Below are 10,860 nucleotides of genomic sequence, written 5' to 3'. Positions count from 1 at the left end.
ACTCGGGGCTCGGGACTCGGGACTCGGGACTCGGGAGCAGGCGCGAGGCGCCATGGATCGTAGCGCGCTGTCGCAAGATCGCGCCGGCCCCGGACTGCTCGCCGCAGCACCCCACTTCTCCTCTCCCCCGCCTGCGGGGGAGAGGCCGGGAGAGAGGGCCCGCCCTTGCCCCAGCCCCCCCGAAGCGCTGCAATGGCATCCGACCGAAGCAGGAACCCCCATGTCCGACACCCTGTTCAGCAAGATCATCCGCCGCGAGATCCCCGCCGACATCGTCTTCGAAGACGACGAGGTGCTGGCCTTCCGCGACATCAACCCCCAGGCCCCCACCCACGTCCTGTTCATCCCCAAGCGCGCCATCGCCACCCTCGACGACGCCACCGACGACGACCAGGCCCTGCTCGGCCGGCTGATGCTGGCCGCCGCCCGCTGGGCCCGCGAGCAAGGCTTCGCCGAGCGCGGCTACCGCGTCGTCATGAACTGCCGCGACGACGGCGGCCAGAGCGTCCACCACATCCACCTGCACCTGCTGGCGGGGCGGCGGATGACGTGGCCGCCGGGGTGACAGGGCAGTCCAGCCTGGGGCAGTCCGCCACGTCGGGCAAGCCGCTGCTTTGCGTGGGTCTGCAGCGCCCGCCTGCAGACCCACGCTCGGGGGCATCGCCCAGGACTAGTTTTGCCTGGCCTCGATGGTGCAGGACACCATCACGCCATTGATGTAGGTGCAGCTGATGTACAGCCAGCCCCCGTTGCCACCGCTCGAACTGACCGGAATTCCCCGGTTCGAAAGCTCATTGCCCGTCCGCTCGCCGTGACTGGTGGTTCCGGGCGGGTAGCCGAGTGCGGCGCCGTTGCCGAAGAGGGAAGGGATCCTGTTGCCCACCCCGTCAAAGGCCCCGTCGAAGATCACTTCCCCGCTCTTGGTGACCTGAACGCGCACGCAGTAGCCGGCGGAATCGCACAGGTTGATCGTCCAGATGCCGCCGGTGGGGTTCCAGTTGATGCTCGCTCCTATCAACACCTGCAATCCAAGCCCCGTGATTCGATGCACGATGCCGAACATGGCGTCGGCCAGACGTGGGGACAGGGCCTGCCGAGTCCACGATTCCGACGAAATGATGTCCCTTATCCGCTGCACGAAGTTGTTGTGGTGGAACATGCTGGGTCCGTAGAACCCGATATCGAACGGCTGGAAGGAATTGCCGGTGTTCGGATCGACACCAATGCGGTCGATTGGAACGGTGATGGAAAAGTTGGAAAACAGCCCCGGGTCCAGGTCGTAGTATTGCTGCAGCGCCTCATAGAGCTGCTGATAGACGGGGGACACCGGCACTTCCTGCACATCTGCGATGCGGACGATGTTCCCGTCCTGGTTCCTGGGAATCAGGGGGGTGCCGGATACCAGATACTCCCGAATGAACCGACGCTGGAAGTCCACCACCAGACGAATGCCGTCGCCGGTCATACCGACAAGATCCCGGATCTGAGCGTCGGAGCAGCCGGGGCAGTCCATCAAGACCCGCGGAGCGCTTCCGCGGACATCGGCCGAGAACAGGATCGCGAGAAGAATCGCTGCCAGTCGCGCATACATGTTCGAACCCTCCATTCCATTGAATCGCGGAAAACAGCCATCAGCACCTGCCTGTCGACCACGGCAGCCTCCTGCGCAGGTGCTGTGTATCATGGTGTAAACAGGGCAACCTGTAGTCAATAGGAAAAATCGGATTTCCGCGTCGGAAGCGGTCGTCCGTGACATCGTTCGCGAACCAGGTGCGGTTTTCGGCGCATTGCGAGCGATCCAAGGCCTCGGGCAACCCGGCGCGAGGCGTTGTCGCTGCGTCATGAAATGCTGTCTGGACAGGGCCTGCGGCGCAGTCCCTGCCGAGACTAGGCTTAGCCGATCAGGTACACCATCGGACTGTCGTCCATCACGACCTCGAGGGATCAGGCGTGTCGATCTTCACGCCCCGCGGGCGCGGACTGGTAGGACATGAAGGTGCTTATGCGGCCAAACGTGATTCCCATGGTGACGCAGGAGTCCTTCGGACCACTGGAATCGATCGGCTGGCCGATCGGAAGGGCTTGCCTGGCATGCCGTGCCGCTGGCTAGTGCGGCGCCCTGCCAGGCAGCGCGTTTTGCACAGCGGTGGCGCCTTCGACTAGGGCACTCGCCGATGCCGCGAGGCGTCCGGCCAGCGTGTTCAAGGTAGGGGTCGGATCCGAACGGTGCTTGCTGAGCATGGTGTACCGGTAAAGGAAAACACCTCCGTAGGTACACAGGTCCTTGGACGCGTCTCCCGGATCGCCGGCCACCCACCAGCCGGGAAGCGGAGACGCCTGGAACAGATCAAGGCAGAGCCTGCGGAAGGCGGCCAGCGTGTCCGCTCCGGGGCGTTCAGGTCTGAGCAGCTCGACGAAGCTCCGGTACTGGTTCCCCTGGATCTGCACGCCGAAGCCGTAGCGGGGCAGGGCGCGCGCGCCGGGCAGTTTCGGCCCGTCGGATATCGCCAGCACGAAGCCGACCAGGCCGTTGCCATTGGTCAGGCCGTCGTAGACGAGCAGTTCGCCGACCCTCAGGTCGCTCGCCTTGCTGCCAGGGCCAACCAGACCGTGGAAGCCACGAGCGCGCAGCCCTTCGGTCAGGTTGCGCGCCAGCCATGTCGCCTTGCGTTTCTGGAGCAGGTCGGCGATTCGAAGTTCGCGCAGCAGCGGGCGGTCGTCGATCCACGGGTCCGCCTCGCTGGTGACGCCCAGAACGGACAGGGACCGGATGAAACTCGCGTAGTCTTCGACAAGATGCCGCTCGTATCCGTCAGCGAGGGTGGTCGCGGCCTGCGCAAGTCGTTCGGCCATCTCGCCATAGGAGACGACCGGCCAGGTGGCGGTTGCGGGCGCGTCGCCGGGGGACAGCGTGAGCAGCAGGAAGTGGGGCTCGGGATAGGTCTCCTTTGCGTCCCGGACCAGCGTCTCGTAGCGCTCGAGCTGTTCGGTGTATGGCACCGACTTCACCTTGTTCTCGACGATCAGCGTCGAGCCGTTCGCCAGGTGGATCACCAGATCCAGGTTGCGCTCCTCGCGCCGGATGCCCTTCTCGCCAAGGACCCAGTCGCGGTGCTCCGGTGCTGTTCCCAGGATCCGACCCACCCAGTCGGGACGCTGGCCGAACAGCCACGCCAGGAAATTGCTGTGGAACAATTCCCGGGAGGCCAGCGAGAGCTGGAACAGCGGGGACTGTCTGAGCAGGTCGATATCGGTCTGGGACATCAGGTGAGCCTGTACGAGTGTGTGCGGTCAAACTGGACCGGTGCGGCCTGCGGGAGAAACCGGGGCCTCCAGCTCCGCCCTCAGGGCGAAAGTGCCGAGACACCCTCATCGGTGATGCGATAGCGCACGCTCAGCTCTCCGGACGGGCAGCACTGCGCGTCATCGGGGTTTCGGTAGCGAGCATCGACGACGAGCAGCGCCGGGCTTTGCAGGCGCAGGGTCAGATAGGCCTGCGGATCCTCCGTCTGGATCAGCCCGAGCAGTCGGTCGCGCCGGAAAACGAAGACCGAGGTGCCCCAGAAGCGGCAGGAGCCGACCTGCGCGTCGGCGGCGGGCACGACACGGGTATCGCCTTCGACCAGAGCCGGATCGGTAAGCAGCCAGCCGCGGCCGGTGAGCGCCTGCTCGGCCAGCGTTTCAGGCGGCCGGGCGTCTCCTGCGCACAGCGGCTCGTCGCGCGAGTCGTAGTCCTGGGCGCGCGGTTCGGGTACCAGTCCGTCGACCTGGACCAGGGCGAGCGGTTGGGCCTGCGCAAGGGTGGCTGTGAGCAGCAGGGCAGGGATCAGGGACAGGCGCATGGCGGGGTTCTCCGGGCAGGTGCTCGATCAGGGACGAGTACAACGGTCGTATTGCGTGCGGCAGCGGAAGGTCGCTTAAGGAGGCCTCAGGTCTGACCGGTGCGCGCCACGCAGTGCGCCCGCGTGGCCGCCAATCCTTCGCAATACGGCAGCGCCTCTCATCCTCACGCCACTACCGGATACAGAATCTCTCCATGATCCTCGCCCGGATGGGCGATCATCAGCTCCAGCAGCAGGGGCAGCAGGGTGGCGAGGATGGCGACGCCGTCGCGGACCTGCTGGCGGTTGACGGCGCCGTTCCAGGTGGCGCCGCCGTGGACGAGCTGGTTGCGCAGGACGTAGAGGCGGTCGAAGACGATCGACAGCACGCGCACGGTGTCCTTGTCCATCAGCGCGCGCAGTGCGACCTTGCGGCTGGCCTCGAAACCCTCTCGCCAGGACTCGTTGCGGTCCCAGTTCTGCTGGGCGGTCCAGAACGGCTGGTAGACATACTTGTTGTCGATCAGGGTGCGGATCGGGCCGCTGAACTGGACGAACAGCGCCTGGTGGATCCGGCCGCTGGCGTCCAGGGCAACCAGTCGGGCCAGGAAGTCGCGCAGGCGCGCGCGCTCGGTCTCGCCCAGGCCGATTTCCCGCGCGTAGGCGGCATTGAGCGCGATCCACAGGAACACGAAGCGCGCATCCGCATCGTCGGTCTCGGCATCGGCACGGCCCAGCCAGCTCAGCGCGCGGTGCACGCGCACCCGCCAGGCGTCCGGCGTGTCGGCGACCGGAAGCGCCTTGAAGTCGTTGCGTAGTTCGGCATGGGTGGGCATGGCATCACGCCTGACCGTCAGGGGCCTGCCATCCTCGCACTTCCCGTGCCTCTCGGCCGCATGGGCTTGTCCGGCGTGGTGCGGATTCCATCACTTCGGCGTCCAGTGTCGCACCAGCCGCACCATGGCCCGCGAGTCCAGCTCACAGTAGCGCTCGAGCTGGTCACGCAGTTCCGCGCGCCGCTCGGGCGGTGTTCCGGGGTCGATGGCCTCCTGGTAGGCGAGCTGGGCGGCCTGGCCATCGGCCACCGCCAGGTCACCGTAATCGAGGTCGGGCGCGACGGTGGGCAGCACCGCCTTGATCGACCAGGAGCCGCGCTGGTCGGGGTGGTAGTAGTGCTCGCGATAGATGGGCAGCAGGTCGATCATGCGATCGGCCGCCGCCTCCAGCTCGGTGGCGCGGTGCGGAAAGTCGGCCGCGAGCCGACCCAGCACGCCCGCCTCGAAGCCCCGGTTCCAGACCAGGATCGGCCCGACCTTGCCCACGGCGGCAAGTACGGCCTCGACGAAATCCGCCATCGGCGCCGCGCCGCTGAGGTCGAGAAACCCGGTGTGTTGCAGGCTGCCGTCCGCGGCCTCGGTGTGGCAGGAGAACTGGAACGGCAGTGCCTGGAACGGCCGGGTGCCGAGCCAGCGCGGGATGATGAAGCTGACCGTCTCGAAGTCCAGGTAATGGCGCGGGTAGGGCAGGGAGGCCAGCAGGTCCGGCAGCGCGCCGGAGGTCCAGGGCGTTCCGGTCCGGCTGGCCAGGGCTATGCGCCGATGCAGTTCGCCGTCCAGCAGCGTGTCCGGAACCTGTGTCAGGTCGCTGTAGCCGAGCGCGGCGAGACGCTCCAGCAACTTGCCCGCGCGCGGCAGGACGGTGATCGGGAAGACCGGCGGCGCCGGCTCCTGGCTGGCGCAGTGGTCCAGGAACGGGCAGTCGTAGGGGCTGGCACAGTGTGCGCCGGTGCGAATGGCCGGCTCGTCGGCGCCAATCACCTGCTTCAAGGTGGCGACGACCTCGGGCACTTGCGGGACGAGCGCTTCGACCTGGGCCGTAATGTCGGTGACGGCAAGCAGCCCCCGGTAGTCGCCTTCGCTGCGGTAGACGAAGCGGCTGTCGACATGGCCGATCGCCACCGAGCGCACCGGCCGGCCGGCACCGCGCGCCACCCAGGTCTGGACGGCGCAATCCCACAGATACGGCGCCTTCACCCCGGTGGTCGATTTCACCTCGACCAGTCGATCGCCGTCCGGACCCCGTTCCAGCGCATCCACGCGCACGCGCACACCTTCATGCTCAAAGGCCGGCTCGAACAGCCGCGGCACCTCGCTGGCCGGACGGGCAAGCGCCGCCGCCGTCTGCGCCAGCGCCTGGGCGGCGTCCCGGTGGCCGGCGTCGATCAGCAGCCCGCCGCCCAGCAAGGATTGCGCGAGCTCGCCGAAGCGGCTGCCGGCGTCTAGCTTCGCTTGTGCCTGCGGCGACCAGGCCAGGCTGGATCGCCGGTGCACCTCCAGCCAGAGACGGCGGTGGCACTGGCGGCCGGATTGGACGCGCGACTTGGAGAGGTAATGGCCAGCGCTCACGACTTCCCTTCCTTGCAGACGAGGCGCACCATCCGATCGGTGAACCCGCGCGAGGCGCCGTCAGCACAGAAGCCAGCGCCCAGAACGGCCTCGAATGCCTGGCGCCAGGAGATTCCCTTGGGATGCCTGGGATCGTCCGTTTGGTTGGGACGCTTCGGATCATCAGTGTATCTATCCGGAACGCGCACGACCCCTCCGGGCCCGGGTCGTCCGAGGATCGCAAAGCGTGCGTCGAAGCCCAGGAGCGACTCCAGGATGTACTGCTGCAACCCCAGTTGCGACATCTTGAAGGGCGAGTCGACCGCATTGCCGTCTTTGCCCGATGCCAGGGGGGGCATGGTGTAGGTCGAGGTCTTGGAGTCCAGCTTGATCTCGATGCACACCGCGGCGCGCCGGCCGGTATGGATGACCAGATCCGCCTTGGCGTTGAAGGCCCACTTGAGGCGGCAGGCGGTTTCAGCCAGGGTCTTGTCCGACCTTGCAAGCTGGCCAAGCGCGACGGCGCTCCAGCGCGCTGGGCTCTGCAGCTGATCCACCGACTGTCTGCCGGCTACGAAGACCCTGTTGAAACGCTCGACAAAGGCAGTGTCGATTGGCTCTACCAGAGCCGGACCACTTGGACTTGGCGTAGCCCTTGCCCGCCGGTAACGCCGGTCCACCCCGGATTCCAGCTTGTCCAGCGCCTTGTTGACGCCAGCCACCACACCGTCCTCACAATCCGATCGCAGGAACGCCAGCATGGCATTGAAGTACCGCGTATTGCGGTCCACGAGGTTGGCCATATGCGGCATCCGGCGCGCCTGCTCCCACAGGTCGCGGACGTGGGCATACTCGAAATAGATGTGCGGATAGCCGTCCTCGCAGTTGACGCCTGGCGCCACCAGTTGCAGAAACCTCGACATGGCCGCCGGCTCGGCCATCAGGTGGTGGTACAGCACGGCTGCGTAGTTGCGTTCCTCGCGATTGAAGTCGACGTAGTCGTCTTCGACCCGCAACAGTGTGCCGAGGTCCTCGATCATGAAATTCCTCCCTTTGCACTGATTTCCATCCCTGCCGCACTGTACCCCGGCAGCAGCGGCATGGCTCGATATCGGATCGCCGCATAGGGACACCTGATTCACCCTGCAGTCTCACCGAAGACCACCAGCAGAAAGCCTGCGCAGGCGGCAGAGGAATGGCGCGATAGACGCAGGTGCTGCCTCAGGCGTAAGGCGAATCCCGCTGCGCTGCGCACGCCTCGAAGGCGCTCGCGCAATACGGACAACAGTTCCCCATCGTCCTGGCAACGCGCGCCCAGCACTGCCTCGACCGCGCCTGGACTGAGCAGCAGCACGCTGTCGCCGGGTGCCAGAGTGCGACGCAGACGCTGCACGGCCAGCAGGTCGGCATCGCCATCGGCGCTGAGCGCCACCGCGGGGTGGCGCAGGGCAGCGGGCAGGACGTCTGGCGAAAGGCCACCGCCGGCGGCGCCATCGCCAGAGGCGCCATGCAGTGCTCGCAGGTCCTGCGCGCTGCCGAGCAGGGCAGGCTCGCCGCCCGCCGGCCACAGCACCGCGCGCCCGGTCCCGATCGCCAGCACCTGCAACGACGCCCCGCGCAGATGCGCCAGCACCAGGCTGGCACCGGCGCCGCGGCCGTGCGGACGGCGGCCCAGGCGGCGCTGCAGTTCGCGCTGCACCTCGGCGATCAGGCGATGGCCGGGCCGGCCATCGCTGCGCAGTTCGGGGCGTTCGACCAGCAGGCGGCGCAGGGCATCGAGCACGATGCGGCTGGCCGCCGGCGCGGCGGCGTGGCCGGGCAGGCCGGTGGCCAGGGCGAGCACGGTATCGGCCGCGACCAGCTCCACCTCGCGCAGGCCCAGGCGCGCGTGCTGCCAGACCCGGCCGGCAAGCAGCAGGGCATCGCGCTGCCGGGCCTCGCCGTTGCGCCACTGGCCGGCGTGCAGGGTGTAGCGGCAGGCGGCCAGCGCGGGACGCAAGCGCCGGTCCGACACCCCCCGTGCGCGCGCCGGCGCCGGCGCGTCCTCCGGAAGAGGCTGCACCAGCTAGATCCGCCAGCTCTCCCGGCCACCCGGCCCTGCCAGGGCGCCGGTCAGCACCCGCCGGTCCCGCGACAGACGCAGCACCAGTTCGCTGTGGTCGGCGCGCCGGCGCAGCAACCAGCGGCCGTCGGGATGCCGCAGGCCGGTCATGCGCACCAGGCGCCAGCGTCCTCCGCCGGCGGCCGCACGATCCCAGCGCAGGTAGGCCACCACGCAGCGGCGGCCGTGCACCGCCACGTCGACCGGGCGGCGCAAACGATGCTCCAGTTGCCCGGCGCTGCCCACCTCCAGCCAGCCGCGCGTCCAGCGCATGGCATCAGCCCTGCGCCAGGAAGCCGATGCCCGGCGCCGCCGCGCCCGGCTTCAGGCGCAGCTCGGCCTCGAGCAGGTCGAGCAGGCGCGTGGCGGTGGCCGGTTCGCCGGTCACTGCGAGTTGGCGCAGCACGTTGGCGACATCGCCGGGCGTCAGCCGGTCCAGGGCGTCGAGCCGCCGCAGCGCTGCCGCATCGAGGTCTTCCGCAGCACCGCCGGCGTCCGCCAATACGTTGGTTAGCAGCCGCCGCCGCTGGCCCCGGTCCAGGAAGCCGAAGCGGACCTTGAAATCGAAACGCCGCAGCGACGCCGGGTCCAGCCGTTCGACCAGGTTGGTGCTGGCCACGAACACGCCTTCGAAGGCTTCCATCTGGGTCAGCAGTTCGTTGACGCCGGTCACCTCCCAGCTCGTCCGCGCCTGGCTGCGGTCCTGCAGGAAGCCGTCGGCCTCGTCGATCAGCAGCAGCGCGCCCTCGTCGCGCGCCTGCTCGAAGGCCCGGGCCAGGTTGGCCTCGGTGCCGCCCACCCACAGGCTGAGCAGGTCGGAACCGCGCCGCACCAGCAGGGGACGATCCAGCACCTGCGCCAGGTGGTGGCCCAGTGCGCTCTTGCCGGTGCCTGGCGGCCCGTACAGGCACAGCCGGGCCGCGCGGCCGGCGCGCAGGCCCTCGACCAGGGCGCCCAGGTCGCGGTCGGTGTTGAGCACGCCGGGGTCGTAGTGGCCGGGCAGGGTGGGCGAGGCGGTCTTCGGCCGATGGCCCAGCGCCTTCAGGCTGCCCTCCAGCACACAGCGGGCCTCGGCCTCGCGCTGCCCGGGCTGTCGGCTGCCGAGCACACGAACCACCTTGGCGGCGCGACCGACCAGACCCGGCGGCAGCGGATCGAGCTGGGCCAGTCGGTCCAGCGCCGGCGGTGGCAGCAGGTCGTGGCCGAAGTGCCGGCCCAGCACCCGGCGGCGCACGCTGCGCACCGGCTGCCTGAATTCCACCACCAGGTCGAAGCGGCGCAGGAAGGCCGGGTCGATCGCATGGATGCTGTTGCACACCCATACGGTCGGCACCGGGTTGCTCTCCAGGGTGTGGTTCACCCAGCCCTTGGCGATGCTGTCCGGATCGCGGCGGGTGCCGAAGAAACGACCCGTGCCGCCCCCGTCGATGCAGCCGAACACGTCTTCGACCTCGTCGAACAGCAGCAGGTGGCGCGGCCGCGGCGCCAGCAGATCCTGGGACAGCGCATAGCTGCGGAAGCGCCGGTCGCCACTGACCGCCGATCCGTCCTCGTGCTCGGTCGGCACCTCGTGCAGGGTCAGCGCCAGGCCGGCGGCCAGCGCGCGCACGAACTCGGTCTTGCCGGTGCCGGGGTCCCCGTGCAGCAGCAGGTTGGTGCCGCGCCGGCGCGGCCGGAAGGCGCGCTGCAGGTAGCGCTGGATCAGGCCGGCCTCGGGCACGTGGGCGAAATCGGCCAGGTCCAGGCTGGCGGGCGGCGCCGGCTTCACCAGGCGGGCCAGCATCCGCCGCGTGTCCAGCCGTGGCGTCATCAGCCACTGCACCTGCAGCGTGTCCATCTCCAGCGGCTGGCTGTGGTGGTCGTAGCCGCCGCGATTGACCAGCCCGCTGCGCACCAGGGTCGAGCCCGGTGCCAGCGCCCGGGCAATGGCCGCGCTGGAATGGCCCAGTGCCGTCGCCAGCCAGCGGTTGGCCTGGCCGGGCCCGGGCCGGCCGCAGTCGAACAGCGCGGTGAACCAGCGGCTGTGGTTGACCAGCACGGCCATGTGCAACAGCGCGCGTTCGCAGGGCGAAAGACCCAGCAGCTCGCCGATCCGCGCGACATTGCCGTCCAGTGGCCGCAGCGGCGGCACCGGCGCCGCGGTCAGCGTGTCCAGGCGGGTTCGCGTCCACTGCGCCAGCAGGGCAGGGGTGAGCGCCTCGTCCGGGTCGTTCAGGCCCAGGCCGAACAGGGGCAGCAGGTCGGAATCGGCCAGGCAGCCGCTGTGCACCAGCCGGGCGTGCAGGCGTTCGCCCTCGACGATGCGCAGGGCGAGCAGCCCCGCGGCCCGGTCCATCGGCGAATCGAAGGCCGCGGCGAACAGGCGCGCCGGCCTGGGCGGCGATTCCCTGTGCCAGTGCGGCAGGCGGGAGCGGGATCGGGTTCGGTGAGTGCGGGCCATGGCGTTCCTCCTGGTCCGCCATTAGGCGCCCCCCATGCGACACCCCGTGTCGCATGGCGCTGGCGCCCGCCCTGTGCCGCCGGCTACAGTGGCCTCACCCTCGCACCCCGCACC

10 protein-coding genes are annotated in these 10,860 nt (G+C 68.9%); 1 reads left to right on the top strand and 9 read right to left on the bottom strand.

Going from position 1 to position 10,860, the window contains the following annotated elements; genetic code table 11:
* Positions 1–220 precede the first annotated feature (220 nt).
* Positions 221–565 (top strand): histidine triad nucleotide-binding protein, encoded by a 345-nt coding sequence (locus KF823_12310; protein MBX3726686.1) that lies wholly within the window; start codon positions 221–223, stop codon positions 563–565.
* 105 nt (positions 566–670) lie between these two features.
* Here KF823_12310 and KF823_12305 read toward each other — a convergent pair whose 3' ends face one another.
* From KF823_12305 to KF823_12265, 9 genes are all read right to left on the bottom strand, one after another.
* Positions 671–1,591, bottom strand: coding sequence for a hypothetical protein (locus KF823_12305; protein MBX3726685.1), 921 nt, complete (start codon positions 1,589–1,591; stop codon positions 671–673).
* Positions 1,592–2,106: 515 nt separating this feature from the next.
* On the bottom strand, positions 2,107–3,264 hold the full coding sequence (locus tag KF823_12300) for a PD-(D/E)XK nuclease family protein (GenBank protein ID MBX3726684.1): 1,158 nt from the start codon (positions 3,262–3,264) through the stop codon (positions 2,107–2,109).
* An 80-nt stretch (positions 3,265–3,344) separates the two neighbouring features.
* Positions 3,345–3,842 carry an LppP/LprE family lipoprotein gene (locus KF823_12295; protein MBX3726683.1) on the bottom strand — a complete coding sequence of 166 codons (498 nt, stop codon included), beginning with the start codon at positions 3,840–3,842 and terminating at the stop codon, positions 3,345–3,347.
* A gap of 164 nt (positions 3,843–4,006) precedes the next feature.
* Positions 4,007–4,657, bottom strand: a complete 651-nt coding sequence (locus KF823_12290; protein ID MBX3726682.1) for a hypothetical protein — start codon at positions 4,655–4,657, stop codon at positions 4,007–4,009.
* A gap of 90 nt (positions 4,658–4,747) precedes the next feature.
* Positions 4,748–6,226 carry a DUF2779 domain-containing protein gene (locus tag KF823_12285; protein MBX3726681.1) on the bottom strand — a complete coding sequence of 493 codons (1,479 nt, stop codon included), beginning with the start codon at positions 6,224–6,226 and terminating at the stop codon, positions 4,748–4,750.
* On the bottom strand, positions 6,223–7,245 hold the full coding sequence (locus tag KF823_12280) for a hypothetical protein (GenBank protein ID MBX3726680.1): 1,023 nt from the start codon (positions 7,243–7,245) through the stop codon (positions 6,223–6,225). The genes KF823_12285 and KF823_12280 overlap by 4 nt, the downstream gene beginning before the upstream one ends.
* A 98-nt stretch (positions 7,246–7,343) precedes the next feature.
* Entirely contained in the window at positions 7,344–8,204 is an 861-nt protein-coding gene (locus tag KF823_12275) for a hypothetical protein (GenBank protein MBX3726679.1), read from the bottom strand.
* Between the two features lie 66 nt (positions 8,205–8,270).
* Complete coding sequence (locus KF823_12270; GenBank protein ID MBX3726678.1) at positions 8,271–8,579, bottom strand: hypothetical protein; 309 nt, start codon at positions 8,577–8,579, stop codon at positions 8,271–8,273.
* Positions 8,580–8,583: 4 nt separating this feature from the next.
* Positions 8,584–10,746, bottom strand: a complete 2,163-nt coding sequence (locus KF823_12265) for an AAA family ATPase (GenBank protein MBX3726677.1) — start codon at positions 10,744–10,746, stop codon at positions 8,584–8,586.
* Between the last annotated feature and the right edge of the window lie 114 nt (positions 10,747–10,860).

It is taken from the genome of Lysobacterales bacterium (assembly GCA_019634735.1).
In the GTDB taxonomy this organism is placed as follows: domain Bacteria; phylum Pseudomonadota; class Gammaproteobacteria; order Xanthomonadales; family UBA2363; genus Pseudofulvimonas.
This window is presented reverse-complemented; position numbering and strand designations above follow the sequence as displayed.